The 25,048-nt window shown below is 69.2% G+C and carries 26 protein-coding genes; 16 read left to right on the top strand and 10 right to left on the bottom strand.

Features of this window, described 5'->3' with window-relative positions:
* Nucleotides 1-35: 35 nt before the first annotated feature.
* On the top strand, nucleotides 36-788 hold the full coding sequence (locus tag IEY60_RS04580; RefSeq protein WP_189024096.1) for a pirin family protein: 753 nt from the start codon (nucleotides 36-38) through the stop codon (nucleotides 786-788).
* A 9-nt stretch (nucleotides 789-797) separates the two neighbouring features.
* Here IEY60_RS04580 and lexA read toward each other — a convergent pair whose 3' ends face one another.
* Complete coding sequence (gene lexA / locus IEY60_RS04575; RefSeq protein ID WP_452447654.1) at nucleotides 798-1,439, bottom strand: transcriptional repressor LexA; 642 nt, start codon at nucleotides 1,437-1,439, stop codon at nucleotides 798-800.
* A gap of 305 nt (nucleotides 1,440-1,744) precedes the next feature.
* On the opposite strand from lexA, the gene IEY60_RS04570 reads away from it, so the two are divergent.
* The 3 genes from IEY60_RS04570 (at nucleotide 1,745) to nrdR (ending at nucleotide 4,288) form a co-directional block, all read left to right on the top strand.
* Nucleotides 1,745-2,386, top strand: coding sequence for a hypothetical protein (locus IEY60_RS04570; RefSeq protein WP_189024086.1), 642 nt, complete (start codon nucleotides 1,745-1,747; stop codon nucleotides 2,384-2,386).
* Between the two features lie 151 nt (nucleotides 2,387-2,537).
* Nucleotides 2,538-3,761, top strand: a complete 1,224-nt coding sequence (locus IEY60_RS04565; protein ID WP_189024084.1) for a hypothetical protein — start codon at nucleotides 2,538-2,540, stop codon at nucleotides 3,759-3,761.
* Nucleotides 3,762-3,817: 56 nt separating this feature from the next.
* The gene (gene nrdR, locus IEY60_RS04560; protein WP_189024082.1) at nucleotides 3,818-4,288 is read left to right on the top strand and encodes a transcriptional regulator NrdR; all 471 of its coding nucleotides are present in this window, start codon (nucleotides 3,818-3,820) and stop codon (nucleotides 4,286-4,288) included.
* Nucleotides 4,289-4,291: 3 nt separating this feature from the next.
* Here the strand turns inward: nrdR and hrpA are convergent, their stop codons facing one another.
* Nucleotides 4,292-8,521 carry an ATP-dependent RNA helicase HrpA gene (hrpA, locus tag IEY60_RS04555; protein ID WP_189024080.1) on the bottom strand — a complete coding sequence of 1,410 codons (4,230 nt, stop codon included), beginning with the start codon at nucleotides 8,519-8,521 and terminating at the stop codon, nucleotides 4,292-4,294.
* A gap of 180 nt (nucleotides 8,522-8,701) precedes the next feature.
* Between hrpA and IEY60_RS04550 the strand changes: the two genes are divergently transcribed.
* Together IEY60_RS04550 and IEY60_RS04545 are read left to right on the top strand one after the other, a co-directional pair.
* Nucleotides 8,702-9,343, top strand: coding sequence for a Pr6Pr family membrane protein (locus tag IEY60_RS04550; protein ID WP_189024070.1), 642 nt, complete (start codon nucleotides 8,702-8,704; stop codon nucleotides 9,341-9,343).
* Nucleotides 9,344-9,398: 55 nt separating this feature from the next.
* A complete protein-coding gene (locus tag IEY60_RS04545) occupies nucleotides 9,399-10,622 on the top strand; it encodes an aminotransferase family protein (RefSeq protein WP_189024068.1) in 1,224 nt (407 codons plus the stop codon).
* 3 nt (nucleotides 10,623-10,625) lie between these two features.
* Here IEY60_RS04545 and IEY60_RS04540 read toward each other — a convergent pair whose 3' ends face one another.
* Entirely contained in the window at nucleotides 10,626-11,120 is a 495-nt protein-coding gene (locus IEY60_RS04540; RefSeq protein ID WP_229739534.1) for a GNAT family N-acetyltransferase, read from the bottom strand.
* Nucleotides 11,121-11,236: 116 nt separating this feature from the next.
* Between IEY60_RS04540 and IEY60_RS04535 the strand changes: the two genes are divergently transcribed.
* Nucleotides 11,237-11,827 carry a DUF5134 domain-containing protein gene (locus IEY60_RS04535; protein WP_189024066.1) on the top strand — a complete coding sequence of 197 codons (591 nt, stop codon included), beginning with the start codon at nucleotides 11,237-11,239 and terminating at the stop codon, nucleotides 11,825-11,827.
* A gap of 58 nt (nucleotides 11,828-11,885) precedes the next feature.
* The gene (locus tag IEY60_RS04530) at nucleotides 11,886-12,953 is read left to right on the top strand and encodes an RskA family anti-sigma factor (RefSeq protein ID WP_189024064.1); all 1,068 of its coding nucleotides are present in this window, start codon (nucleotides 11,886-11,888) and stop codon (nucleotides 12,951-12,953) included.
* Between the two features lie 2 nt (nucleotides 12,954-12,955).
* On the opposite strand, the gene IEY60_RS04525 is transcribed toward IEY60_RS04530, so the two are convergent.
* The 3 genes from IEY60_RS04525 to IEY60_RS04515 all read right to left on the bottom strand — a co-directional run bounded on the left by IEY60_RS04525 (nucleotide 12,956) and on the right by IEY60_RS04515 (nucleotide 14,922).
* Complete coding sequence (locus IEY60_RS04525) at nucleotides 12,956-13,657, bottom strand: PhzF family phenazine biosynthesis protein (RefSeq protein ID WP_189024062.1); 702 nt, start codon at nucleotides 13,655-13,657, stop codon at nucleotides 12,956-12,958.
* Nucleotides 13,658-13,781: 124 nt separating this feature from the next.
* Entirely contained in the window at nucleotides 13,782-14,321 is a 540-nt protein-coding gene (ahpD, locus tag IEY60_RS04520; RefSeq protein WP_189024060.1) for an alkylhydroperoxidase, AhpD family, read from the bottom strand.
* 13 nt (nucleotides 14,322-14,334) lie between these two features.
* Nucleotides 14,335-14,922, bottom strand: a complete 588-nt coding sequence (locus IEY60_RS04515; RefSeq protein WP_189024058.1) for a peroxiredoxin — start codon at nucleotides 14,920-14,922, stop codon at nucleotides 14,335-14,337.
* A 109-nt stretch (nucleotides 14,923-15,031) separates the two neighbouring features.
* On the opposite strand from IEY60_RS04515, the gene IEY60_RS04510 reads away from it, so the two are divergent.
* Nucleotides 15,032-15,940 (top strand): hydrogen peroxide-inducible genes activator, encoded by a 909-nt coding sequence (locus tag IEY60_RS04510; RefSeq protein ID WP_189024056.1) that lies wholly within the window; start codon nucleotides 15,032-15,034, stop codon nucleotides 15,938-15,940.
* A 479-nt stretch (nucleotides 15,941-16,419) separates the two neighbouring features.
* Entirely contained in the window at nucleotides 16,420-17,037 is a 618-nt protein-coding gene (locus IEY60_RS04505; RefSeq protein ID WP_189024927.1) for a chymotrypsin family serine protease, read from the top strand.
* A gap of 10 nt (nucleotides 17,038-17,047) precedes the next feature.
* Here IEY60_RS04505 and IEY60_RS04500 read toward each other — a convergent pair whose 3' ends face one another.
* On the bottom strand, nucleotides 17,048-18,118 hold the full coding sequence (locus tag IEY60_RS04500; RefSeq protein WP_229739533.1) for a helix-turn-helix transcriptional regulator: 1,071 nt from the start codon (nucleotides 18,116-18,118) through the stop codon (nucleotides 17,048-17,050).
* Nucleotides 18,119-18,278: 160 nt separating this feature from the next.
* Here IEY60_RS04500 and IEY60_RS04495 point away from each other — a divergent pair, with 160 nt between their 5' ends.
* The 6 genes from IEY60_RS04495 to IEY60_RS04470 all read left to right on the top strand — a co-directional run bounded on the left by IEY60_RS04495 (nucleotide 18,279) and on the right by IEY60_RS04470 (nucleotide 21,875).
* Entirely contained in the window at nucleotides 18,279-18,872 is a 594-nt protein-coding gene (locus IEY60_RS04495; protein WP_189024054.1) for a biotin transporter BioY, read from the top strand.
* An 18-nt stretch (nucleotides 18,873-18,890) separates the two neighbouring features.
* A complete protein-coding gene (locus IEY60_RS04490) occupies nucleotides 18,891-19,571 on the top strand; it encodes an energy-coupling factor ABC transporter ATP-binding protein (RefSeq protein ID WP_189024052.1) in 681 nt (226 codons plus the stop codon).
* Nucleotides 19,568-20,170, top strand: coding sequence for an energy-coupling factor transporter transmembrane component T family protein (locus IEY60_RS04485; RefSeq protein ID WP_189024050.1), 603 nt, complete (start codon nucleotides 19,568-19,570; stop codon nucleotides 20,168-20,170). The genes IEY60_RS04490 and IEY60_RS04485 overlap by 4 nt, the downstream gene beginning before the upstream one ends.
* A 46-nt stretch (nucleotides 20,171-20,216) precedes the next feature.
* Nucleotides 20,217-20,807: a TetR/AcrR family transcriptional regulator gene (locus tag IEY60_RS04480; RefSeq protein WP_189024048.1), complete on the top strand. Its 591-nt coding sequence runs from the start codon at nucleotides 20,217-20,219 to the stop codon at nucleotides 20,805-20,807.
* Between the two features lie 100 nt (nucleotides 20,808-20,907).
* Nucleotides 20,908-21,648, top strand: coding sequence for an SDR family NAD(P)-dependent oxidoreductase (locus IEY60_RS04475; RefSeq protein WP_189024046.1), 741 nt, complete (start codon nucleotides 20,908-20,910; stop codon nucleotides 21,646-21,648).
* Between the two features lie 14 nt (nucleotides 21,649-21,662).
* Nucleotides 21,663-21,875 carry a tautomerase family protein gene (locus IEY60_RS04470; protein ID WP_189024044.1) on the top strand — a complete coding sequence of 71 codons (213 nt, stop codon included), beginning with the start codon at nucleotides 21,663-21,665 and terminating at the stop codon, nucleotides 21,873-21,875.
* Nucleotides 21,876-21,926: 51 nt separating this feature from the next.
* Here the strand turns inward: IEY60_RS04470 and IEY60_RS04465 are convergent, their stop codons facing one another.
* From IEY60_RS04465 to IEY60_RS04455, 3 genes are all read right to left on the bottom strand, one after another.
* Nucleotides 21,927-22,487, bottom strand: coding sequence for a hypothetical protein (locus IEY60_RS04465; RefSeq protein WP_189024042.1), 561 nt, complete (start codon nucleotides 22,485-22,487; stop codon nucleotides 21,927-21,929).
* A gap of 152 nt (nucleotides 22,488-22,639) precedes the next feature.
* On the bottom strand, nucleotides 22,640-23,842 hold the full coding sequence (gene speD, locus IEY60_RS04460) for an adenosylmethionine decarboxylase (RefSeq protein WP_189024040.1): 1,203 nt from the start codon (nucleotides 23,840-23,842) through the stop codon (nucleotides 22,640-22,642).
* Nucleotides 23,843-23,850: 8 nt separating this feature from the next.
* Nucleotides 23,851-24,966: a type III PLP-dependent enzyme gene (locus tag IEY60_RS04455; RefSeq protein WP_189024039.1), complete on the bottom strand. Its 1,116-nt coding sequence runs from the start codon at nucleotides 24,964-24,966 to the stop codon at nucleotides 23,851-23,853.
* Between the last annotated feature and the right edge of the window lie 82 nt (nucleotides 24,967-25,048).

Raw genomic sequence — 25,048 nt, 5'->3', positions numbered from 1 at the left:
ACCCGCTATACGGACCCAAGTCCGGATAGCGGAAGGTGGCGACGATGGTGACGGCCCAGGTTCAGGTGGTGCCCGGCGCGGACCGCGCGCACTGGTGGAACGAGTGGCTCGACTCGCGGCAGTCGTTCCCGGCGACCGGCAACTTCACGCTCGAGGACCATGCGCACGGTCTGCTCCTGGTGCACAACGAGGACACCGTCGGCCCGGGTGAGGGCTTCGACACCCATCAGCACCGTGACACCGAGATCCTCACCTGGGTCTTGGAAGGCGCGGTCGTCCATCAGGATTCGGCGGGCCATTCGGGCATGATCCATCCAGGCCTGGCGCAGCGGATGAGCGCGGGCACCGGCATCCGGCATTCCGAACGCAACGGCGCGGGGTATCGGGAACGCGAACGCCTCCATGTCGTGCAGATGTGGATTCCGCCGGATACTCCCGGCGTCACACCGGGCTATCAGGAACTCGACATCGAGGGCGACCTGCGCCGCAACACCCTGGTGCCCGTGGCCTCCGGCATGCCGAAGTACCGCGGCGAGGCCGCGATCGGCATCGGCAACCGCCACGCCACCTTCCATGTCGCGCGACTGGATCCCGGACAGGCGATCACCGTCCCCGACGCGCCGTACGGCCATGTGTTCGTCGCGCGCGGCTCCGTCGACTTCGAGGACAACGGCACCCTGGAACAGGGCGACGCCGTGCGCCTGACCGCCGCGGGCGGCCATCGCGTCACCGCGCTGACCGCCGCCGAGCTGCTGATCTGGGAGATGGACGCGTCCGTGCGCCGCTGAGCGAAATGCTCAGATCTTGCGGATGACGGTGACGACCTTGCCGAGGATTTGCGCGTCGTTGCCCGGGATCGGTTCGAAGTGCGGGTTGTGTGGCATCAGCCACACGTCCTTGCCGGTGCGCTTGAACGTCTTCACGGTCGCCTCGCCGTCGATCATGGCGGCCACGATGTCGCCGCCCTCGGCGACGTTCTGCTGCCGCACCACGACCCAGTCGCCGTCGCAGATGGCCGCGTCGACCATCGACTGGCCGACGACCTTCAGCAGGAACAGCGATCCGTCGCCGACGAGCTCGCGGGGCAGCGGGAAGACGTCTTCCACGGCCTGCTCGGCCAGGATCGGCCCACCGGCGGCGATCCGGCCGAGGACCGGGACGAAGGTCGGTGTCGGCCGGTTCGCGTCGACGTCGTCGGCCGGTTCGGCGGGCAGCGTGGTCACCGAGCGGACCGCCTCGTCGAGACCGCGGACGTTCACCGCGCGCGGGCGATTCGGGTCGCGGCGTAGATAGCCCTTGCGCTCGAGCGCCCGGAGCTGATGGGCCACCGAGGAGGTGGACGTGAGGCCGACCGCGTCGCCGATCTCGCGGATGCTGGGGGGATAGCCGCGCTCGGTCACCGAGGTGCGGATGACGTCGAGGACCGTGCGCTGACGCACGGTGAGATCCGCACCGGATCCCGATGTGACGGTGCCGGTAGCGCTTTCGTCACCCGTGTCGTCTGTGTGGGTCACCGTATCCCGCCCTTTCGCTGGTCGATTTCGCCTTTCCGAGGCTAGTCGTGCCACGCCGAAGTATCAAACATCTGTTCGAGCATGTCGGGCGTTTCGTGCTGACATCGCGGTTGCGGCATGGTAGAAATCGAACATCAGTTCGTCGCACACATGTTCGAACAATGTGTGACACAGCCGCTTCACCAGCGATTCCTTCAGCAGCGGAGCACACCACCCCGGAGGTTCTTCCGATGAGCACAGCGACCAGCGCCCTGCAGTCCTACGCCCCCGCCGCCTACCCCGAGCCGATCACCCGGCGTCGCCGCAACGCCCGTGCGCGGCGGCCGTTCTCACTCGTGCGCGGCGCGGGTGGCAGCCCGGTGGTGCGTCGTACCGCGCAGCCCGCGCCCGCCCGCCAGGAGGTGTCGCGCGGGCCCGCCGCGGAGGTTTTCGCCGCCTACGGAACGGACGGGCTGGCCGCCGCGCGTGGAGTGCTCGCGGCGGCGTCGACGCGGCCCGTCGACGCGGCGCTCGACATCGCCTTCGCCACGGTGCCGCAGACGGATTCGCCGCGGCCGCGGGTCGCACGCCCGGCTCGCGTCGATCGCGGTCCGCGAGCGACCGGACCGCGCAACGAGGCGGCGCTGTACGCCCGCGTCGGTGGTGTGCGGCCCGCCCGCGGCGTGCACCCGGTGCGCCGGGTCGAGCAGGCGCAACTCGGGTTCGCGGCGCTGGCCGTGACGGCGCTGGTGACCGCGCTGATCGTCGTCGCGTTCCTCGGCCTGGCGCACATGCGTGCGGGCAGTTTCGGCGACCGGTTCGATCCGGCAGGCTCGGGGATTTCCGGGCAGGTCGACGCCCCGTCGGGCGGACTGTCCGGGACAGTTCGATAGTACGAAAAGGCCTGTACAGGAACGGTTTCCGTGTGCGATGCAGGCCTGACCGGTCGGCGGCCTGAACGAAAAGCACACCAAAACTAGAACGTGTTGCTACGGTGACGTGCATCCTGAGCCGGGGCGGGTACGGCCCCTCGGCCGAATCCGGATGCGAGGTCACGTGCGCCGCTGCTCGATCGCCCTGCTGCTCAGTCTCGTTCTCGGCGCGGTGCTGGCGCCCGCCGCCCACGCGACCCCCGCGTACGCGGACTACCTCGATCTCCCGGCGGTCAATGCCGAGGGCGAATTCGGCGGTGGCCTGCATCCGGCGCTGCCACTGAGCGAACCACCGCTGCGAGCCGCGCTGACCCAGGCGAGGGCCGACGGCATCGCGCCGTCGCGCTATGGCACGCTGCTGCACCAGTATTGGCTCGTCGTCTCCACCGGCAACGCGGCCATCGACCTCGCCACCTGGGATCCCGCTCGCGGCACCGCCGCCAATGCGGCGACCTTCGCCCAGGTGTACGTCAACTACTTCCGCATTGCCGCCGCCCGCCCCGACTTCTACTGGGCGGGCCTGGCCGGCATCGCGGGCGGCTCCTTCGCCTCCGGCTTCTTCGACGTCGGCGACATCGGCACGGTGCTGTCCGTGGGGGGAATCCACGAACTCGGCACCGCCGTCGCCGACCTGCTGCGGGCCACCCCACCCGAACTCGTCGCGGCGATACCGGCCGATATCGCGGGCCTGGCTGCCAACGGGCCGCGACTGACCGCCGCCGACCTGGCCTGGTACCAGCACCGGCTGATGATCATGCAGAAGCACATCTTCACCGACCTGGTCCCGATGCACGAGGCCTATCTCGCCGAGGGGATGGCGGCCATCGACGAGATGTTCGCGGCGGGTGTGATCGACGACGACGTCCGCACCGCCTGGGCGGGCATCGACGGCGGCACCGCGGCGGGCCGCGCGGACGCGCTGGTCCGGATGACCGACCGGGAGCAGAACCACATCGTCGCCGATCAATGGGACGTGACCGCGGCCGGTCGCGACGGCATGGGCCGGGTCCTCACCTACGTCACCACGGTGGCGGGCAAACCCGCGGTTCCCGGTGTCCGCGCGCCCGGGGTGTACGCCCCCGTGACGGTGCGCGCCGGCGGGCTCGGCCTGCGAATGCCGCTGCCCGACTTCAACTGGGCCGACCGCGACGCGCGCTGGGCCTACATCACCACCGACCTGGTTCCCCGTCATCTCGATCTCGCCGCCGACATGGCGCACGCGGTGACGGTGTACGCCGAGCCCTTCCCCGCCAAGCTCACCCGCGGCCGGATGCTGGGCCGCCTGCCGGAGCTGATCGCGGACCTGACCACGCAGTGGCAGGTGGTGCACCAGTGACAGGTATTCTGTCAAGTGCCATGGAGTAGACGTCGCATCGACGAAGGAACCCTCGGATGCATTGCCCGTATTGCCGACACCCTGACTCGCGAGTCGTCGACTCGCGTGAAGTCGAGGAGGGCACGGCGATCCGCCGTCGGCGGTCGTGTCCGACCTGCGGTCGCCGGTTCACCACCGTCGAGACCGCGATCCTGTCGGTGGTCAAGCGCAGCGGCGTCACCGAGCCGTTCAGCCGCGAGAAGGTGATCGTCGGTGTCCGGCGGGCGTGCCAGGGCCGCGAGGTCGACGACGACGCGCTGAACCTGCTCGCCCAGCAGGTCGAAGACGCGGTGCGTGCCAAGGGATCTCCCGAAGTGCCGAGCCACGAGGTCGGTCTGGCCATCCTCGGTCCGCTGCGCGATCTGGACGAGGTGGCCTACCTGCGCTTTGCCTCGGTGTACCGATCCTTCACCAGCGCAGCCGATTTCGAACGCGAGATCACCGAGATGCGCAAGGCGCGCGCCGCCGCGGTCGCCGCGACCGACTGACGATCAGCGCCGGATCGCGCCGATCGCCTTCTCGATCCGCTTGGCCGACACGGGATATGGCGTGCCGATCTTCTGCGCGAACAGGCTGACCCGCAGTTCCTCGATCATCCACCAGATCTCGGTGACGTCGCGCGCGTTCCGACGGCCCTCGGGCAGGCTGCGCACCAGCTTGTCGTAGGCGGCCAGCATCCGGTCGACCTCGACCATGCCCTGGCGATCACGCAAGGCCGAGCCGGGCAGCGATTCCAGCCGTTGCGCCGCGGCGAGCAGATAGCGGGGGAGTTCGCGCAGCCGGGCGCGGCCCCACTCGGCGACGAAGCCAGGGAACAGCAGGTCGTCGAGCTGCTGGCGGACATCGTCGGCGATATCGGTCTCGGCGGTGTCGGCCAGGGCGGCCCGCGCCTGGTGCGCCGCCGACAGCACGGGCGCCACCGCGCGGATCAGGCCGGTGACCGCGGTCGCCAGCTGAGGGCGGACCGCGGCGACCAGCTTGTCGAACGCCTCGGGGGTGCGGACGGGACCACCGGCGGCTGCGATGAGCTCGTCGGCGGCCGCGACCCGGCAGTCCTCGACCAGCTTGTCCAGGGAACCGTCGGGATTCTGGCTCAGAGCCAGCCGGTCGGCGGCGGGCAGTCCGGCGGTGACCGCGCGGGTGGAGGTCGGGATCGCGGCCAGCAACAGGGTGCGCACCCCGGCGCGCATGGCGGCCGCCTGCTCGGCGGGGGAACTGAGCACGCGCACGGCCACCCCCTCGCCCTCGGGCACCAGCGCCGGGTATCCGGTCACCGTCTGACCGGCCACCTCGCGCCGCACCGTCGGGGCCACCGCGCCGAGGGATTCGGAGGTCCAGACCGTCGCGGGCGCGCGTTCGGCGCCCGCGGTGGCGCGGGCGACCGAGGCGGAAACCTGCTCGGCCAGGGTCGATTTCAGCTGTGCCAGGTTCTTGCTCTTGGCCAGTACCGTGCCGCGCTGGTCGACGGCGGCGAAGGTCATCCGCAGGTGATCCGGCAGCGCCGTGGGGGACAGGTCGTCGGCGGAGATGGTGACCGAGCCCAGTCGCGAGAGTTCCCTGGACAGGCCGGTGCGCAACGGCTCGGCGCGCGGGGTCAGCTCGCGCAGCGCCGCCGCGGCGAAGTCGGGCGCGGGAACGACGGTGCGACGCAAGGCCTTCGGGAGGGTCTTGATGTAGGCGGCGGCCAGTTCCTCGCGCATGCCCGGCACCAGCCAGTCGAAGCCGACGGCCCGTACGTGCGCGAGTTGTTCGACCGGGATCCGCACGGTCACGCCGTCGTCGTCCTGGCCGGGCTCGAATTGATAGGTCAGCGGGAAGCTGAGCTCGCCCTGGCGCCAGGCGTCGGGGAAGTCGGTCGGGTCGAGCGCGGCGGCGCCGGCGTTGACCACGGTGTCGGTCGAGAAGTCCAGCAGCGCCGGGTCGGTGCGTTCGGCCTTGCGCCACCAGCTGTCGAAATGGCGCACCGAGACGATGTCGGCGGGCAGGCGCTGGTCGTAGAACTCGAACAGCACTTCGTCGTCGACCAGGATGTCGCGGCGGCGGGCGCGGTGTTCGAGATCGGCGACGTCGTCGATCAGGGCGCGGTTGCGCACGAAGAAGCCGTGCCTGGTCTGCCACTCGCCCTGGACCAGGGCGTGGCGGATGAACAGTTCGCGGGAGAGTTCGGGATCGATGCGGCCGTAGTCGACCGGTCTGCCTGTCACCAACGGCACCCCGTAGAGCGTGGCCCGCTCGTAGGCGCGCGCCGCTCCGCGCTTGGACGACCAATGTGGCTCGGAATAGGTGCGTTTCACCAGATCGCCCGCGAGCCGCTCGGCCCACTCGGGTTCCACCTTCGCCGCGATCCGGCCCCACAGCCGGGACGTCTCCACCAGCTCGGCCGCCATCACCCAGCGCGGCGGTTTCTTCGCCAGCGAGGACCCGGGGAAGATCATGAACTTGGCGTTGCGCGCGCCGAGGAATTCTCGCGACTCCGCCTCGCGCACACCGATATGCGACAGCATGCCAGCCAGCAGCGACTGATGGATCTGCGCGCTGGGCCACGGCATCGCCGCCTCGGCGTCCGCGGCCGAATCCGCCGCGCCCCGACCGGCTTTCGCCGTGCCCGGACCGGCCTTCGCCGCGGCCTGCCCACGGCGGTCGGCCTGTTGGGCGCGCTGCGCTCCGGCACCACCGCGTCCCCGGGAGCGGCCACCGGACTGCCGTGAGCCGTCTCCGGCGTCGGTCGCACCGTCGGTGGCGGACGCCCGTTCGATATTCGCCCTGCCGCGGCGTCGACGATGGTCACCGGCCGTGGCGTCGTCGGGCGAAGCGTGGACGGCCTGGCCGCCCGCGTCGTTCCAGCCGAGCCCGCGGGTGATGGTGCGCAGCTGACCGTGCAGATCCTGCCACTCCCTGATTCGCAGGTAGTGCAGGAACTCGTCGCGGCACATCCGGCGGAACTGGTTGGACGACAGCGACTTCCGCTGTTCGGTCAGGTAGTCCCACAGCCGCAGATAGGCCAGGAAGTCCGAGCCGTCCACGGTGAAGCGGGCGTGTTGGGTGTCGGCGGCCTGCTGATGGTCGACGGGTCGTTCGCGCACATCCTGGATCGACAGCGCCGCCACGATCACCAGCACCTCGTCCAGGCACCCGTTGCGATGCGCTTCCACGAGCATGCGCGCCATCCGCGGGTCGACCGGCAGCTGCGCCATCTCCCGGCCGATCGGGGTGAGCGTGAGGTGCCCGCCCGAATGCGCTTCGCCGTCCACGGCTTTCGCGCTGCCGTGCGCCAGCGCGCCGAGTTCCTCGAGCAGCGCGATGCCGTCGCGGATGGCGCGGCGATCGGGGGCCTCGACGAACGGGAAGCTCTCGATGTCCCCCAGGCCGAGTGCGGTCATCTGCAGGATGACCGCGGCCAGATTGGTGCGCAGGATCTCCGGTTCGGTGAACGCGGGCCGCGACTCGAAATCGTCCTCGGAGTACAGCCGGATACAGATGCCGTCGGCGACACGACCACAACGACCCGACCGCTGCCGGGCCGAGGCCTGCGAGACCGGTTCGATCGGCAGCCGCTGCACCTTGGTGCGCATCGAATACCGGGAGATGCGCGCCGTGCCGGGGTCGATGACGTAGCGGATGCCCGGCACCGTCAGCGAGGTCTCGGCGACATTGGTGGCCAGCACCACCCGCCGGCCGGTGTGCGGGGCGAACACCTTGTGCTGCTCGGCGGCGGACAGGCGCGCATACAGCGGCACGATCTCGGTGCGGGGCAGTTTCAGGTCGCGCAGCGCGTCGGCGGTGTCGCGGATCTCGCGCTCGCCGGACAGGAACACCAGCACGTCGCCGTCGCCCTCGGCGAACAGCTCGGTGACGGCGTCGGCGATGGCGTCGGTGGGATCGCGGTCGACGACGCGGGTGTCCTCCTCGTCCTCGTCTTCGGAACCGGGCAGCTCCAGCGACAGCGGGCGATACCGCAACTCCACCGGATACGACCGGCCCGACACCTCGACGATCGGCGCGGGCGTGCCCTGCGCGTCGGCGAAATGGCGGGCGAACAGTTCGGGATCGATGGTTGCCGAGGTGATGATCACCTTGAGATCGGGGCGCTTGGGCAGCAGTTGCTTCAGGTACCCGAGCAGGAAGTCGATATTGAGGCTGCGTTCATGCGCCTCGTCGATGATGATCGTGTCGTAGCGGCGCAGCATCCGGTCGCGCTGGATCTCGGCGAGCAGGATGCCGTCGGTCATCAGCTTGACCAGGGTGCGGTCCGAGGCCTGATCGGTGAAGCGGACGGTGTAGCCGACCACGTCACCCAGTTCGGTGCCCAGTTCCTCGGCGATGCGTTCGGCGACGGTGCGCGCGGCCAGACGGCGCGGCTGGGTGTGGCCGATGGTGCCGCGGATCCCGCGCCCGAGTTCGAGGCAGATCTTCGGGATCTGGGTGGTCTTGCCGGAGCCGGTCTCACCGGCCACGATCACCACCTGGTGCTCGGCGATCGCGGCGGCGATGTCGTCGCGGCGCGCGGAGACGGGCAGTTGTTCCGGATACCGGATCGACGGAACCGCCGCGCGGCGATGGGCCACGCGGGTCGCGGCGGCGGCGATCTCGGCGTCCAGCGCGGGCAGATCGTCGGGGCGCGCCCGATCGAGCTTGCGCCGGAGCCGGTGTTCGTCGCGCAGCGAGACCTCCGCCAGGCGGGTGCGCAGCGCGCGGGTTCCGGTGCTAGCTGTCCTGGTCATTGCGCTTACCAGCGTAGCGAAGCCCGCCACCGGTTTTCCGCTCGCGCTCCCCGTGCGCGGGACGGCCGAGACCAACGACACACCGTGACGCTGTTTGGTCGCGCCCACGCGTCCACGACGCGGAGATCCGGCGCCGGTCATCTCCGCGTCCACGACGGTGGCGCGTGCGAAGATCCGGACATGAGCACAGCAGCGGGGACGGCGTGGTGGATCAGGGCCTACCGGATCGGGTTCGCCGCGCTGGGCGTGCTCGCGCTGCTGTGGATTCCCCTGCGCAACATCGACTCCGCGACGTTCTCGCTCACGAACTACCTCAGCTACTTCACCATCGAGTCGAACATCGCCAGTGTCGTGGTGCTGCTGGTCGGCGGTGTGCTCGCGCCGCAGAGTCCGCGCTGGCAGGCGGTGCGCGGCGCCGTCACGCTGTACATGGTGATCACGATGGTCGTGTACGCGGTCCTGCTGGCCAAGGTCGACGTGATGCTCAACGACAAGTGGATCAACGATGTGCTGCACCGCATCCTGCCGCTGGTGCTGCTGCTGGACTGGGTGCTGGTGGCCATGCCGCAGCGGTTGCGGCCCAGCCCCGCCCTGATCGGGCAGTGGCTGATCTTCCCGCTGATCTACGGCATCTACAGCCTGATCCGCGGCCCCATCGTCGACTGGTACCCGTACCCGTTCCTCGACCCGCGCCAGCAGGGGTACGTCTCGCTGGCCATCGGGCTCGTTGTGCTCACCGTCGTGTTCGCGATCCTGGCCGTTGCCATGGCGTCGCTGGGTGACCTGCTCGGCCGGTGGCGGGACCGCGCGCTCGCGGAATGAGACTTCCCGGCGCTGGAACGAGCGAGAACCGGCGGGGTCGGGTAAAGGTGTAGCCATGGATGCGCTCTGGCATGGATTCGCGGATATGGGCGCCGTCACTCGTGACGGTGCGTTCGTCGTCGCCCGCGGCGACGGTGCCTACGTCTACGACACCGCGGGCAGACAGTATCTCGACGCCACGGCCGGACTCTGGTTCGCCAATGTCGGGCACGGTCGCGCGGAGATCGCCGACGCCGTCGCCGAGCAGTTGCGCACCATCGCCCACTACTCGAACTTCGGTGACCTCACCGAACCGCCGACGCAGGAACTCGCCGAGAAGCTGTCGTCCATCGCGCCGGTCCCCGGCAGCAAGATCTTCTTCACCTCCGGCGGCTCGGACTCGGTGGAGACCGCGGCCAAACTGGCGCGCCGGTACTGGCACGAACTGGGCCGCACCGACAAGAAGATCCTGGTCGGCCGTCGCCTGGCCTACCACGGCATGCATTACGCGGGCACCTCGATCGGTGGGCTCGCGGGCAACACCGAGGGCTACGGCGAGCTCGTCGCCGACAGCCGCACCGTCGAATGGAACGACGCGAAATCGCTGCTCGCCCTGATCGAGGAGATCGGCGCCGAACAGATCGCGGCGTTCTTCTGCGAGCCGATCATCGGCGCGGGCGGGGTGTACCTGCCGCCGCAGGGCTACCTGGCCGAGGTGCGCCAGATCTGCCGCGACCACGACATCCTGTTCGTCGCCGACGAGGTGGTGACCGGCTTCGGCCGGATCGGCGGCACCTGGTTCGCCTCCACCCGGTTCGACCTCGAACCCGACCTGGTCACCACCGCCAAGGGCCTGACCTCGGGCTACCTGCCGATGGGCGCGGTGTTCATCGCCCCGCACCTGGCCGAACCGTTCTTCGCCGGTGGCGTGTGGTGGCGGCACGGCTACACCTACGGCGGGCACGCGGGCGCGGCCGCCGCGGCCCTGGCCAACCTCGCCATCATCGAACGCGAAGGACTGCTCGAGGAAGCGGCCCGGCTGGAGAGCACGCTGCACACCCTGCTCGCGCCGCTGGCCGAGCATCCCCGCGTCGCCGAAGTCCGCAGTGGGCTCGGTGCCGCGGCCGCGGTCCAGCTGGCCGACCCGTCCGAGGGACCCGCGCTGGTGAAAACCCTGCGCGAACACGGCATCTCGGGTCGCGCCGCCGGACAGGGCGCGATGCAGATCTCGCCGTCGTTCGTGATGACCGACGCCCAGGTCGCCGACCTGGTCGAGGGTTTCACCCGCGCACTGGGCTGACCCTCACGCGAGCGCGAGCGTGAAGAACTGGCTGTACGGGTCGAGGACGTAGTCGGCGAAGGGCTCGCACTCGGTGAAACCGTGGCGCAGGTAGAGGCGGCGAGCGGGCGCGAAGTACTCCTGTGAACCGGTCTCCAGGCTCAGGCGGGTGTATCCGCGTCGGCGCGCCTCGTCGACGAGGTGGTTCAGCACGGTCGCGGCGACCCCGCGGCCGGTGAATCCGTCGGCGGTGCGCATGGACTTGATCTCGCCGTGGTGTTGGTCGAGTTCCTTCAGCGCACCGCAGCCTGCCAGGTCGTCGCCTGCCCAGGCGCTCCACACCGTGACCGCCGGATCGCGCAGGCCGGTCAGGTCGAGGGCGTGCATGCTGCAGGCGGGGGAGTTGGCGGCCATCTCGGTGTGGTGGCCGGTCAACAGGTCGCGGATCGGGGCGCCGGTCAGGTCGTCGACCGTCACGCGCATCGCCTGGATCGAGGTGACGGACTGTGCATCGGACATCGGTCCATGATCCGTCATCGCTATGACGACGACGTTGCCCGGGGGGAAACGCGCCCGCGGGCGCCGCGTCGATGCGAGCATGGTGAGGCGGGGTGGCGACTCGAAGGTGGTGGGGTGTGGCCGAATTCGTTGAGCACTATGCACTCGTACGCTGGCCGGTGGTCGCCGCGTTCGTCCTCGCGGCCCTGATCGTCTCGGCCCGATTGACGAGGCGGCCACCACCCACCCACCGTGTCGACGCCGCGGTCGACAGCGCGCACCTGCTCATGTGCCTGGTGATGCTGGCCATGCTGGTGTTTCCCGCCGCGACCGACCCGCACGCCATGCGTGGCGTGCTCACCGCGCTCACCGTCGCCTTCGGGATCCTGCTGGCCGAGCGCGTCGTGGGGTGGCGCACGGGTGCGACGGCGGCCCCCGACGGGGTCATGGCGATCGGCTACCACACCGTGGCCGCGGCGGCCATGCTCTACGCGATGGCCGGTCACGGCGCTGACCATGCGACCGGACCGGCGCCCTGGGCTGCCCTGGCGCTGGCCGCCCTGTTCACGCTGGACGCGTTGGTCGCGCTCGGTACCGTCGGTCACGGCCCCCGCTGGCATCGGTTCGTTCACCCCGCAGGCGCCCACCCGCTGACCTCGGCGCTGGTGCCCCATGTGGTGATGGATATCGGTACCGCGTTCATGTTGATCGCCGCGATCGGCCGGTGAATACCGATCCACAACCGCTCGCGCTGCGAATTGCCGTTGTGTGGACAGGAATTCGACGATGAACCGGCAGCGCGGTCCCGACCCGGCGCCGGGTGGCGTCGCGCTGCCCGATCCCGAGATCCCGTCCGGCGCCGACGATCGCGACGCGCTGCGTGAGCTGTACCGCGCCACCGGCGCCGCCGCCTTCGGGCTCGCGCTGCGCGTCCTGCATCGCCGTGGATCGGCCGAAGACGTTGTCCGCGAGGGATATCGGCGCCTGCGTGCCGCGCCGTGGCCGATCGACACCGGCGCTACCACCCGCGCGGCCACGGCGCCGGTCGTCGATGCCCCGCCGGTCCCCGACCTCGGGACACCATGGGGCCGTTCGGCATTCGCTGCCCGCCTGGGGACCGAGCCCGACATCACCTTCGGCCGCGACGCCGTCTACGACCGCGACGGTGCCCGGACCGGACCGGACACCGAGCATCCCGGCGAATCACCGGCGGCCTCCTCGTGTGCGGGCCGCGACGACGCGGTGTTCAGCGCCGACCAGACGTGGCTGCTCGCCCAGATCCATCGGCTCGCGGTGCAGCGGCTACGGCTGGACCGCCACGACGGCGACGACATGCCCTGGCTCGCGGCCTCGGCTCGCCTCGGCTTCGCCGATCCGCTCGACAGTCACTGCGAAGTGTTCGTGCTCGCCTACTACGGCGGGCGTACCTACCGGGCGATCAGCCGGGAACTGGGCCTGCGCTTGCCCGTCGTCACCCGGCTGCTCGCCGAGGGCGTCGAACGGCTCGCCGAGCAGCGGATCGTCCGCGTCGGCAGCACCCAGACCTGGTGCCGGCCGGGCTCGATACTGGCCCTCGCCGACGCGTACGCCCTGGACGCGGTCGCCGAGCTCGAATATCACCACATCGAGAGCAAGCTCGCCGCGATCGCCCCGCACCGGCTCGCCCAGTTCGCCGCCCGGGTCCGCGGCGTGCATGCCATGCTCGCCCGCCTGGCCGTCGACGACCGGCGCACCCCGCCGCGGCATCTGGAGACCCGCATCCTCGCCGATCTGAGCACCGCCGCGCCGCGGCGCGGAAACTGGACCACCCGGCCGCCGTGGCTGCGCCGCTTCGGCGGGCAGCTCGGACCCTGAGCTCAGAGCACCACCACGTGGTCCTCGGTGACCCGGCCGCCCAGGCGCACCCAGCCGTCGGAATCCCATTCGGTGTAGAGCTGCGAACCCTGACCCTGGGTCACCACCAGCCCGCGCCGCAGCTGCGCGGTGAGCGCGACCGCGGCAGCCCCGGTCGCCTCGTCCTCGGCGATGCCCATCGCAGGCGCGAACATCCGTGACCGCAGCGCCCCCCGCGTTTCGTCGGTCCACACCCAGAAGAAGTGCTGGCCCTCGGTGAAGTCGTCGGGCCGCAGCAGCGCCAGCTCCTCGACCGAATCCAGTTGATGGAAGGTGAATTCCGGCGCCCACTCGGCGCGGGCGGTGATCCAGGTGATGCCGTCGGTCTGGTCGACCGCGACCGGGCCCGCGTGCTCCTGCAGGGTGTGCACCGGAGTGCGCTGCAGGGCCAGCCACCACGCGGTGCCCACGCTGGGGTGGCCGGCGAACGGCAGTTCCACGGTGGGAGTGAAGATGCGGATCCTGGCCACACCGTCGACGGGATCCTCGACGATGGTGGTCTCGCTGAAGCCGAGGCGCGCGGCCAGCTCCTGCTTGTCGAGCGCGACGACATCGCCCGCGCGGGCGATACCGAGCGCGTTGCCGAGCTGTCCGGCAGGGTCGGTGAACACTCTGACGACCTCGACCTGGATATCCGGGGCTTCGGGCACCTCGTGTGCGTTCATGATCGCGAGCCTACCGGCCTGCTGACGGGCCCGACAGGACCGCGCGAGCCCGGTCGTGTCCTAGGGAAACGACCGCGGCCCCCGACCGGAGAAGTCCGATCGGGGGCCGCGGCGACACGGTGCATCAGACGGCAGCGGCCGCCAGCGCCTCGGTGGACGCCACCGCCTGGCCGACACCGGCGACGATGGCCGCCGCGCGCAGCGACTCGAAGATCACCTCGCGCGACACACCGGCCTCGCGCAGCGTCTTCTCGTGCGCCTCCAGGCAGTGGGCACAGCCGTTGATCGAGGACACCGCGAACGACCACAGCTCGAAATCGGCCTTGTCGACGCCAGGGTTGCCGATGATGTTCATCCGCAGGCCCGCGCGCAGGTCGTCGTAGCGACCGTCCAGGAACGCCTTACCGCGGTAGAACACGTTGTTCATGCCCATGATCGACGCGGCGCCCAGCGCGGCCTCGTAGGCCTCGGCGGACAGCACATCGGCGGCTTCCTCGGCGATCTCGCGCAGCGTGGTCGCCGAGCGGGTCGCGGCGGCCGAGGCCAGCAGGGTGCCCCACAGCTGCTGCTCGTTGAGCACCGTGGTGCGGGCCAGCGAGGACAGGTTGAGCTTGAGGTCCTTGGCGTACTCGGGAAGGGAGTTCTTCAGGTTCTCGATGCTCATGACAGTCTCCTTTTCAGACGCTGGCCGAGAGCAGCTCGCCCGCGTTGATGGTCGGGTCGCCCTTCTTCCAGTTGCAGGCGCACAGCTCGTCGGACTGCAGGGCGTCGAGCACGCGCAGCACCTCGTCGACATTGCGGCCGACCGAACCGGCGGTCACCGAGACGAACTGCACCTCGTTGTTCGGGTCGACGATGAAGGTGGCGCGATCGGCGACACCGTCGGCGTTGAGAACGCCGGTGGCGGTGGCCAGTTCACGCTTGAGGTCCGACAGCATCGGGAAGGGGAGGGTCTTGAGATCCTCGTGCTGGGCGCGCCACTGGAAGTGCACGAACTCGTTGTCGACCGAGGCGCCGAGGACCTGGGTGTCGCGGTCGGCGAACTCGTCGTTCAGCTTGCCGAACGCCGCGATCTCGGTGGGGCACACGAAGGTGAAGTCCTTGGGCCAGAAGAACACCACGCGCCACTTGCCCGCGTAGTCGTCGCTGGTGATCTGGGTGAAGTAGTCGTCGGGCTGCTGCGCGTCGACCTTCGACAGGTCACCTCCGATGACGGCCTTGAGGTTGTATGCCGGGAACTGGTCGCCGATGGTCAGCAGAGCCATTACGCGTCTCCTCATTCGTGGTGTGGGTGCTCATCGTGTGAGCTCGTCGGTGATCTTGCCGAAAGCGTACTGAAAGGTAAAGCCGATTGCTTGCCCTACACTGATAGGCGTGACTGATCAGACTTATCAGCCAACCCTCTCGCAGCTGCGTGCGTTCGTGGCCATCGCCGAATACCGGCATTTCGGCACCGCCGCAGCGCGTTTGACTGTGAGCCAACCCACGTTATCGCAGGCCTTGGTATCACTGGAAAACGGACTGGGGCTCCAGTTGATCGAGCGCAGTACGCGGCGGGTGCTGGTGACCGCGGCCGGAATGCGCCTGCTGCCGCAGGCGATGGCGACGCTGGAAGCCGCCGACCGGTTCGTGGCCTCGGCGACCGGTGACGGCCTCGGCGGCGTGCTGCGTCTGGGCATCATCCCGACCGTCGCGCCGTATGTGCTGCCGGAGCTGCTGCCCGAACTGCGCCGCAAACTGCCCGGTCTGGTTCCGCACGTGGTGGAGGACCAGACCTCCCGGCTGCTCGACGGACTGCGTACGGGCGTGCTCGACGTCGCGCTGCTCGCTTTGCCGACCGGAGCGCCGGGGCTCGTCGAGGTCCCGCTCTACTCGGAGGAATTCGTGCTCGTCACCCCGCGCGGGCACGAATTGGCCGGGCGCACCGACCTGGCCGCGCCGGTCCTGGCCGACGTGCCGCTGCTGTTGCTGGACGAGGGTCACTGCCTGCGCGATCAGACCCTGGAGTTGTGCCGCAGCGCCGAGGTGCATCCCGGCGCGGTCGGCGACACCCGCGCCGCCTCGCTGACGACGGTGGTGCAGTGCGTGGCAGGCGGTCTCGGCGTCACCCTCATTCCGGAGATGGCCGTGGCCACCGAAACCGCGCGCGGCACTCTCGATACCGCCCGCTTCGCAGATCCGGCGCCGGGGCGCACCATCGGTCTGGCCTACCGCGGATCCTCGGCGCGGGCCGAGGATTACGAATACCTTGCGGCAGTGATTCGATCGAAGCGACCCTTCTGATTTCAACTGCACTAACGATTTCATCTGTTCGAACGACGCTATTCGCCTCCGCGAGTGCTGTTCTTGATTACGGTGACGGTCCCGCCACGGGCCCGGCACGACAAGTGTGCAGACAGTCTAAGGAATGGCTATGTACAAAGTTCGTTCAACCATCGCGGTGCTCACTTGTGCGCCGCTGATCGCACTCGGTGCCGGCGTAGCCGGCGCAGCACCCGCGGCGGATCCTGCCCCCGTCCCCGTCGCACCGGTGCCCGTTCAGGTAGAGCCCGTAGTGCTCTCGCCGTTCATCACGATCCCCCTCGCCTTCTTGGGGTGTCTTCCGGTCCTGGTGACGGTTCCGTTCCTCTACCCGGTGTGCGTGGTCTGACACGCTGATGCCGACAACAACAACGAGGAGTAATCGAGCCACTCCCGCACGACAGTGCGGGAGTGACCCTGTGGCATGGGGTAGGTGGTGGGCCATCGCCGCCGCACTCCTGATGCTTTGGGCAACAGCGGGGACGGCCCAGGCGGCCGCCCCGGTGACCCTCGGTGGCGGCTCGGGCATCGTCCTCGACGACGGCTCGACCTGCACACTCTCGACTATCGGCTGGGACGGCGCCGGTCGGCTGGTCGGCTTCACCGCCGGACACTGCGCCACCGCCGGAGCGGGCATGGGGGTGGCCGCCGAGGCCGATCCCGAGGCGGGGTCGGTCGGCACGATCGCCTCCGTGAGCAACGACCTCGACTACGCCGTCATCGGTTTCGACGCGGGCTCGGTGAACCCGGTCAACCGCGTCGGCTCCACCTCGATCACCGGTGTCGGTCTGCCCGCGCAGTTCCCGGCGTTCGCGTGCAAGGAAGGGCGAACAACAGGACAGACCTGTGGCCTGGTCTACGGGGATGTCTTCGGCGGAAACTCCTGGACCTTGACCCAGATCTGCGTGATCTCCGGCGATTCCGGCGCACCCGTCGTCGTCGGATCGACGCTGGTCGCGATCGTCAACGGCTACATCGCGGTGCCCTGCCTCGGCCCACAGGTCGGCGCCAATTTCTCCCTGATTCTGCAAGACGTGAATGCGCGCGGCGGAATCGGCGCGGGATTCCATCCGATGTGATCCGCCGGAATTACGGAGCCGACATCGCGGTGGTCAACAACAACCGGACCAATTCGGCCTGCCGGTGTGTTTTCGTCTTGGCGAAAATATGCTGCAGATGCGTGCGCGCGGTGAATACCGAGACCGAGAGCTGATCGGCGACGGCGGGCAACCCGTCGCCACGCAGAACCGCCATGGCCACCAGTGTTTCCGCCTCGGTCAGGCCGTAGAGGTCGTGCAGCGCTTCCGGTTCCGGTTCGGGATCGCGGTCCGGATCGGCGACCAGCAGCAGAACGGCCCGATGCCATTGACCGTCCCCGTCTCCGGAAATGCCGTCCAGCGGCGAGATCCGCACGATCAGCGGCCGATTGTCGAAAGGGCGCGCGACCGGGACATTCCCGCCACCGTCCGGTGACTCCGCGGCCTGTTCGATCAGCTCGCGCAGGCGCGCATGGGTGGCCGAGGACCTGGCCCGCAGCCGGCCGAAGGCATCCACGCTCAGCCCGTCGGTCTGCCGGATGATGCGCCCGGCCATGGAGTTGGCGAACACCAGTGCCGCGTCCGCGGTGACGATCATGATTCCGTAATGCGCCTGCTCCAGCGTCGCGAGCGCCAAGGCCCGCTCCCGGGACAGCTCGACCAGTCTGGACTGGGTGCGCAGTGCCCCGCGCAGATGCGGAACGAGCGCACGCAGCAGGGCAAGCCCGGCCGAGTGGCCGTTGATCGCGCCGTGGTCGGGCATGGTCAGACAGATCCATGAGGGCGGCAGATCGTCGGTGAGCCGGGCCAGGAAGCTGTTGGTCAGGCCGTTCGCGCTCGTGTGGTCGAACAGCTCGTCACTGGTGGTGGCCGATCCCGCGGGGAGGCGCTGCATGTGTTCGGCGACCCGGTCGAGCGAGGAAGTCAGGTCCGGGGAGCTGCCGTTGCCCGAGGTCTTGATCGCCCACCGTGCGCCTGCCGGTTCTGCGATGACCAAAAAGCCGTGTACCGCCCCGAAGGTGTCGGTGATCTCGCGGATCACTCCGTCCCATCGGTCCGGGTCGTTGCCGGCGCTGTAGATCGCGGCGATCAAGTTCGAAAAACGTTGTAGCGCAATCGACATGATGGCCCTTCCTCGGCCACAGTGGGTCGGCACGATGCCGTTGTGCGGCGAACGCCGTCCGAGAAGCTCCCAACCTTGGGATCCTAGTCGATCTTCGGGCGTGGCGAAATGTTCGTGCTCCACCTGCTACCTTGAACGTCGTTCAATTCCGTTGTGAAGGATGTTTGCCGTGCCCGATGTCGAGAAGTCCCCGAAGCCGGCACTCGGTTTCGCCGCCAGGGACATGGCGCAGATCGCGGTCTTCGCGGCGCTGATCGCCGCCCTTGGTCTGCCGGGCGCGATCACCGTCGGGTTCAGCGGCGTGCCGATCACGCTGCAGACTCTCGGGGTGATCCTCACCGGCGCGATCCTCGGCGCGCGCAAGGGCACGGCCGCGGTCGCGGTCTTCATCACGCTGACCCTGATCGGCCTTCCGCTGCTCTCCGGTGGCCGCACCGGCCTGACAGCCCTGGCCTCGCCGACCGCAGGCTATCTGATCGGCTGGATCCCCGCGACGCTGGTGATCGGCGCGCTGACCGCCGCGATCCTGCCGAAGTATCCGATCGTGCTCGGCCTGCTGATCAACGCCCTCGGCGGGCTCGTGGTCATCTACCTGTTCGGAACCGCCGGGCTGCTGATCCGCACCGATCTCGGGCTGTGGGCCGCGGTGTCGGCCAACTTCGCGTTCGTGCCGGGCGACCTGGCCAAGGTGGTCGTCGCCACGGTCGTCGCCAAGGGTGTGCACCGCGCGTACCCGGGGTTGATCCGTGGCTGAACGCGTGCGGTACCTGTCGTGAGCGAGATCGTCCTCGACTCGGTCGGCCACCGCTTCGGTGACCGGACCGTGCTGCGCGACATCGACCTGCGGATCACCGAACGGCGCGTCGGCCTCATCGGCGCCAACGGATCAGGGAAGTCGACGCTGGCGCGGATGCTCAACGGGCTGCTGAAACCGGCGTCGGGCACCGTCACCGTCGACGGGCTCGACGCTGCCCGCAAGGGCGCGCAGGTCCGGCGCAAGGTCGGCTTCGTGTTCACCGATCCCGACACCCAGATCGTGATGCCGACCGTCGCCGAGGACCTGGCGTTCTCGCTGCGGCGCAGCGGCCTGAGCCGGACCGAGATCGCGGCCAGGGTGGCGCGGATGCTCGACCGCTTCGGGCTCGGCGCGCACGCCGACCATCCGGCGCACCTGCTCTCGGGCGGGCAGAAACAACTCCTCGCGATCGGCTCCGCGCTGATCCGCGAGCCCGAGGTGATCGTCGCCGACGAGCCGACCACGCTGCTCGACCTGCGCAACGCCCGCCGGGTGTCGGAGGCGCTGAACTCCCTCGACCAGCAGGTGATCGTGGTGACCCATCAGCTCGCGCTGCTGGACGGGTTCGATCGAGTCGTGGTGCTGGACAACGGGTCCGTCGCCTTCGACGGCACGCCGGCCGACGCCGTCGGCGCCTATCGGCGACTCGTCGAATGATCGGTCTCTACAGCCCCGGCGACTCGCTGCTGCATCGGCTGCCCGCGGGCGTGAAGCTCGCGCTGCTGGTGCTCGCGATCGTCGCGATGACGGTGTTCGTACGCAGCTCGCTCGGTGTCGCGGGCGCCGTGGTCGTCGTGGGCTGCCTGTTCGCGCTCGCGCGGATCTCCTGGCGGGTGGCGCTGGCCCAGGTGCGCCCGGTGCTGTGGATGACGCTGATCATCGGGGTGTTCCAGCTGCTCACCACCTCGCCCGCGCGGGCGGTCGTCGTCTGCGGCGTGCTGCTCGTCTCGGTGGCGCTGGCGGCGCTGGTGACGGTGACGACCCGGGTCACCGACATGCTCGACGCGCTGACGCGCGCGCTCGGACCGCTGCGCCGCGTCGGGGTGAATCCCGAACGGGTGAGTCTGCTGCTGGCCCTGGCCATCCGGTGTGTTCCGCTGCTGGCGCAGATCGTGCACGAGGTCGCCGAGGCGCGGCGGGCGCGCGGGGTCTCCTGGTCGGCGACGGCGCTGGTCACGCCGGTGCTGGTGCGGGCATTGCGCACGGCCGACGCGATGGGCGAGGCGCTGGCCGCCCGCGGCGTCGACGACGACTGAACGGCCCTCTTGCCATTAGTAGACGACCGGTCGTATAGTTCGGCGCATGGCACGACCACGGCGCAGTGACGACACACGGGCCCTCCTCATCGAGGAGGGTGCGGCGGGCCTGCTGTCCAACGGCTACCACGGCACCGGCATCAAGCAGGTGCTCGACAAGGTCGGTGTGCCGAAAGGGTCGTTCTACAACTACTTCGACAGCAAGGAGGGCTTCGCGCACGCGGTGATCGAGCATCACTCGCTGTGTGTGCAGCGCAACCTGGCCGCGGCGTTCGCCGACGCCCCCGACGCGCTGACCGGACTGCGCCGGTTCTTCGCCGTGCTGACCGACGATTTCGTGGTCGCCGACTACACCGGCGGCTGCCTGATCGCCAACCTCGGCGGCGAGCTGGAGGGCAGCGAGGTGCTGCGGACGGCGCTGTCGGCCGCGTGGGCGTCCTGGCGGGACGGCGTGGCCGATGCGCTGCGCACCGCGCAGTCCGAGGGCTCGGTGCGCACCGACATCGATGCCGTCGAGCTCGCCGATCTGCTGCTCGAATCCTGGGAGGGTGCGGTGATCCGGATGAAGATCGACCGCACGATCGCGCCGCTCGAGAAATGCCTGCGGCGACTACTCGACGACTATTTCCGGCCGTGATCGCGCCGCCGCCCTGACCTGATCGCCTGGCCTGCCCGAAGTCTCGCTGGTTACCCATTTAAAGACGACCGGTCGTATATTTCCCCGAAAGGATCAGCTCATGTCCACACCCAAGACGGTCATCGTGACCGGCGCATCCAGTGGAATCGGACGCGATGTCGCCCGCGCCTTCGTCGCCCGCGGTGACACGGTCGTCCTCGGCGGGCGCGATGCGGACAAGCTCGCTGCCGTCGCCGCTGAACTGGCCACCCCGGACCGGGTGGTCACGGTGGTCGGCGATATCGGTTCGCCCGCAACGGGATCGGCGTATGTGCGGGCGGCGCTGGACCGGTTCGGCCGGGTCGACGCGCTGGTCAACAGCGCGGGCGTGTTCGGCGCGACCCCGTTCGTCGACGTCACCGAGGCCGAGCTCGACCGCTTCCTCGGCGGCAACCTCAAGGGCACCTACTTCACCACCCAGGCCGTGGTGCGACAGCTGCTCGCCCAGGGTGAGGGCGGCAGCATCGTGAACATCGGCACCGTGCTCATCGACCACGCCATGACCGGGTTGCCCGCCTCGGCGGCGCTGATCAGCAAGGGCGGCGTACACGCGCTCACCACCAGTCTCGCCGCCGAACTCGCTCCGGCACGGATCCGGGTGAACGCGGTCGCCCCCGGCATCATCCGCACCCCGCTGTTCGGTGACGGCGATACCCGCGCCGCCGCGAGCGCGGCACTGCTCGGCCGGATCGGCGAGGTCGCCGACACCACCGCGGCCGTGCTGTACCTGGCCGACGCCGAGTTCGTCACCGGCCACATCCTCCCCGTCGACGGCGGGTTCATTTCAGGTAGAGCGGCGTAGAAAGGAAACCAACCATGCCGTATGTCAACATCAAGGTCACCGACGAAGGGGTCACCCCGGAGCAGAAGGGGCAGTTGATCAAGGGCGTCACCGACTTGCTCTTCGACGTCCTCGGCAAGGCGCCCGACAGCACCTATGTCGTGATCGACGAGGTGCCGCTGACGGATTGGGGTGTGGGCGGGGTCAACGTCGCCGAGTACCGCGCTCAACGCGCGGCGCGCGGCTGAAGTCCTTCGGTGAGCCGGGTGCGGGTACTGCGCGCCCGGCTCACCGGCGTGTCAGGCGGGGCCGTCGAGCGGCACCGAGGCGTCGAGTGCGAACCAGCCCAGGGGGATTCGCTTGGCCCGCGTCGTGAAGTAGCTCGGGCCCAGCCACAGGTTCGGCTCGATCTCGCGCAGTTCGTCGTAGATCCGGCGGGCCGGTCGGCGCGATCCCACCCGCGGGTCGTCGTAGTCGAACAGCACCGCGGGCCGCCCGTCGATGACGGAATCACCCACCGTCGCCACGAAATTCAGCGCACGCATGCCACCCAGCAGGCGGAAGACATTGTGGCCGACCGCGACACCGCCGTCCACGTGACGAAACGACTTCGCGACCCAGAAGTACGACGGCCGCGCCATCACCGGCGCGAGCACCCGCTCGCCGGAACCGGGAAACGAGCGCATCGTCACGTCGCCGTCGAGCCGGGCGAAGCCGGCCGCCGTCACGTCGGGCGCGGCGGCGAACAACCGGCCGAACTCGGCGAGGCCTGCCGCGGACAGCGCCTCGAGGCGGGGCCGGTGGCCGGACGGGAAGGGGACCGGCATCAGACCGTCGGCGGACAGCGGTGTCTGTGTCATGGGCGGACTCGATTCTCCTCGGAGCTGCGCACCTCGCATAGTGCCAACATTCGGTGCCGCGCGGCACCGGAATCGAGCGCTCGGCCGCCGAAACGACGAAGGCGGTGACCCGGAGAACCCGGATCACCGCCTTCGGTGTCTGTCGCTCGCGCTCAGCCGCGCAGGGCGTACGGCTCGATCGCGCCGCGCTCGATGGCGCGGGCGTCGATGGTCTCGGCGCGGTAGGGGAGCAGGGCCAGGCGATCGGCCATGCCGCGCACCGGGTCCTCGATCTTCTCGTTCAGGCCGAACAGGAAGGTCCACTCGTGCTCGTCGCTGCCGTAGGGGACCACGGTGGCGAACTGCTCGTGGAACCGGCCCCACGACCGCTTGAGGGTTTCGTTGCGCCACATGGTCGCGCAACCGGCCTGGGCCGACAGCACGCCGCCGGGCGCCAGCAGTGCCTTACATCGGGACAGGAACTCCGACTCGTAGAGGCGGTTGTGCTGGGCGTCCTCGACGCGCTCGTCCGGCAGATCGATGACGATCACGTCGTAGCGGGTGCCCGCCTCCTGCGCCTTGGCCAGGAAGTCCCAGCCGTCGGCGTAGTGCACGTGCACCGGGCCCTCGCCCTTCACTGCGGCGGTGAGCTCTTCGGTGGTGTAGCCGTAGGGCAGGTGCTGCGCGCACAGCTCCACCTCGAGCTGATCGATGTCGACGTGGTCGACGTGGGTCGCCCCGGCCGCCACCGACATCTGCGAGGCGACACCCTCGCCGGACCCGATGATCAGCACCCGGTCGAGCTTCTCCGCGAGCACGAACGCCGGGACCATCATGGCCTCGTGGTAGGTGACCTGGGAGAACTCGGTGGACTGGCGATCGTCGTCGGAGAACAGGGAGATGCCCTGATCGGTCCGCGCGATCACCATGTGCTGGAACGGGGTATTGGTGTCCACGATCACCTCGTGCAGATCCCAGATCCGGGTCAGGCCGTCGCCCACCGGTTCGTAGATCTTCTCGGCGCCGTGGCCGCGCTGGACGACTTGCATCCGAACATTCTTGGGAGACAACTTGTCTCGCAGAAGTTCCACAGCCTTCGTCGCGCCCGCACCGATGCTGCCGCAGGTGAAGACGTCGACGAAGATGTCGCCGGACTCCGGATAAGTGTGAATCGAGGCGTGGGACTCCGACAACAGGGCGAGGACGGTCACCCCCTGCGGTTCGAACTTTTTGTGAACGACATCGCAGATGGTGACGCCCGCCGCGATCAGAGACTCACGCAACGCCGATTCGAGTCGTTCGAGATCGTCACACAGGTCTGTGTCGACACCACCGAACTCGGCCAGCACGTGCCAGCCGGTGAATTCCGCCGTCATGGGCAAACTCACTCTCGCTCAGCGCCCGAGACATGAACGGTCAAGGGCGGAAAACCATTGAAGGACACCGACGAATAACTCGCGGTATAGGCGCCGGTGTCGAGGATCTGGATCTGATCACCGGCTCGCAACGTGGTCGGCAGAAGGACCTTCGTGCGTTGATACAGTACATCGTCGCCGTCGCAGGTCGGACCCGCGACCACCGCCTCGCCCACCGGATCGCCGTCGCGATCGGTGACGAAACGGTAGGCGATGTACTCGTTCTCCGTCTCGGCCATACCGTTGTATCGGCCGATGTCGAGATACACCCAGCGCCGGCCATCCGGCGCGAAACGCACGCCGACGACCTCGGCGTGAATGGTGCCCGCGTTACCCACCAGCGCACGGCCGGGTTCGACGACCAGGCCGGTGGATTCGGGCAGGAACTCCGCGGCCGCGCCGGCCATGGCGGCGGCGATCGCGTCGAGTTCGGGGGCAGCGTCGGCGTAGGAGATCGGCAGACCGCCGCCCACATTGACCGCGGTGACGTGAATGTCCTTGTCCGCCAACGCCGTCACGATCTCACCTGCCTGCTGGATGCCGATCCGCCAGGCGGCGGGGTCCAGCTGCTGGGAGCCGACGTGGAAGTACGGGCCGCCCACCACCAGACCCAGATCGCGGGCGCGCACCAGCAGCCGTAGCGCCTCGGCGGGCGCGCACCCGAACTTGGTGCCGAAGGGGGTGCGCGACTCCGGCGCCGAGGACAGGAATCGGCACTCGACCTCGGAACCGGGGGCGTGCTCGGCGATGCGCAGCAGGTCGTCTTCGGTGTCGAAGGCGTAGCGGCGCACACCGAGGGCGAAGGCGCGCGCGATGTGGGCGCTCTTCTTGATCGGGTTGCCGTAGCAGAGCTTGCCCGGGTCGATGCCGAGGCGCACGGCCTGGTCGATCTCGCCGATGCTGGCGACGTCGAACTCCGCGCCTTCGGCGTCGAGCAGCGTCAGCAACTCGTCGACCGGTGCCGCCTTCACCGCGTACCTGATCCGGGTGCCCCGGGTGCGCCGCGCCGACACGGCGGCTGCGAGAGCTCGGTAATTGGCACGTACCCGTTCGGGGTAGATGACAAGGTACGGGGATTCGGGCATAGTTGAACTTTCGGTCGGCGGCCGGGAGAGACTATCAGCGGCGCCTACCCAACAACGAATCCGTCAAACATTCGTCATTTTT

Origin of the sequence: Nocardia rhizosphaerihabitans (assembly GCF_014646295.1) — a bacterium.
GTDB classification, from domain to species: domain Bacteria; phylum Actinomycetota; class Actinomycetes; order Mycobacteriales; family Mycobacteriaceae; genus Nocardia; species Nocardia rhizosphaerihabitans.
The sequence above is the reverse complement of the archived record's forward strand: the minus strand, read 5'-3'. Positions and strand labels throughout refer to the sequence as shown.

Excerpts from the sequence above, each read along its gene's own strand:
- IEY60_RS04455 (WP_189024039.1), bottom strand. The coding sequence starts at position 24,966 with ATGCCCGAATCCCCGTACCTTGTCATCTACCCCGAACGGGTACGTGCC.
- IEY60_RS04540 (WP_229739534.1), bottom strand. The coding sequence starts at position 11,120 with ATGTCCGATGCACAGTCCGTCACCTCGATCCAGGCGATGCGCGTGACG.
- IEY60_RS04505 (WP_189024927.1), top strand. The coding sequence starts at position 16,420 with ATGCTTTGGGCAACAGCGGGGACGGCCCAGGCGGCCGCCCCGGTGACC.
- IEY60_RS04495 (WP_189024054.1), top strand. The coding sequence starts at position 18,279 with ATGTTTGCCGTGCCCGATGTCGAGAAGTCCCCGAAGCCGGCACTCGGT.
- hrpA (WP_189024080.1), bottom strand. The coding sequence starts at position 8,521 with ATGACCAGGACAGCTAGCACCGGAACCCGCGCGCTGCGCACCCGCCTG.
- nrdR (WP_189024082.1), top strand. The coding sequence starts at position 3,818 with ATGCATTGCCCGTATTGCCGACACCCTGACTCGCGAGTCGTCGACTCG.
- speD (WP_189024040.1), bottom strand. The coding sequence starts at position 23,842 with ATGACGGCGGAATTCACCGGCTGGCACGTGCTGGCCGAGTTCGGTGGT.
- IEY60_RS04550 (WP_189024070.1), top strand. The coding sequence starts at position 8,702 with ATGAGCACAGCAGCGGGGACGGCGTGGTGGATCAGGGCCTACCGGATC.
- IEY60_RS04515 (WP_189024058.1), bottom strand. The coding sequence starts at position 14,922 with ATGGCTCTGCTGACCATCGGCGACCAGTTCCCGGCATACAACCTCAAG.
- ahpD (WP_189024060.1), bottom strand. The coding sequence starts at position 14,321 with ATGAGCATCGAGAACCTGAAGAACTCCCTTCCCGAGTACGCCAAGGAC.
- IEY60_RS04570 (WP_189024086.1), top strand. The coding sequence starts at position 1,745 with ATGAGCACAGCGACCAGCGCCCTGCAGTCCTACGCCCCCGCCGCCTAC.
- IEY60_RS04485 (WP_189024050.1), top strand. The coding sequence starts at position 19,568 with ATGATCGGTCTCTACAGCCCCGGCGACTCGCTGCTGCATCGGCTGCCC.
- IEY60_RS04475 (WP_189024046.1), top strand. The coding sequence starts at position 20,908 with ATGTCCACACCCAAGACGGTCATCGTGACCGGCGCATCCAGTGGAATC.
- IEY60_RS04480 (WP_189024048.1), top strand. The coding sequence starts at position 20,217 with ATGGCACGACCACGGCGCAGTGACGACACACGGGCCCTCCTCATCGAG.
- IEY60_RS04525 (WP_189024062.1), bottom strand. The coding sequence starts at position 13,657 with ATGAACGCACACGAGGTGCCCGAAGCCCCGGATATCCAGGTCGAGGTC.
- IEY60_RS04530 (WP_189024064.1), top strand. The coding sequence starts at position 11,886 with ATGAACCGGCAGCGCGGTCCCGACCCGGCGCCGGGTGGCGTCGCGCTG.
- IEY60_RS04465 (WP_189024042.1), bottom strand. The coding sequence starts at position 22,487 with ATGACACAGACACCGCTGTCCGCCGACGGTCTGATGCCGGTCCCCTTC.
- IEY60_RS04565 (WP_189024084.1), top strand. The coding sequence starts at position 2,538 with ATGCGAGGTCACGTGCGCCGCTGCTCGATCGCCCTGCTGCTCAGTCTC.
- IEY60_RS04545 (WP_189024068.1), top strand. The coding sequence starts at position 9,399 with ATGGATGCGCTCTGGCATGGATTCGCGGATATGGGCGCCGTCACTCGT.
- IEY60_RS04500 (WP_229739533.1), bottom strand. The coding sequence starts at position 18,118 with ATGTCGATTGCGCTACAACGTTTTTCGAACTTGATCGCCGCGATCTAC.
- IEY60_RS04470 (WP_189024044.1), top strand. The coding sequence starts at position 21,663 with ATGCCGTATGTCAACATCAAGGTCACCGACGAAGGGGTCACCCCGGAG.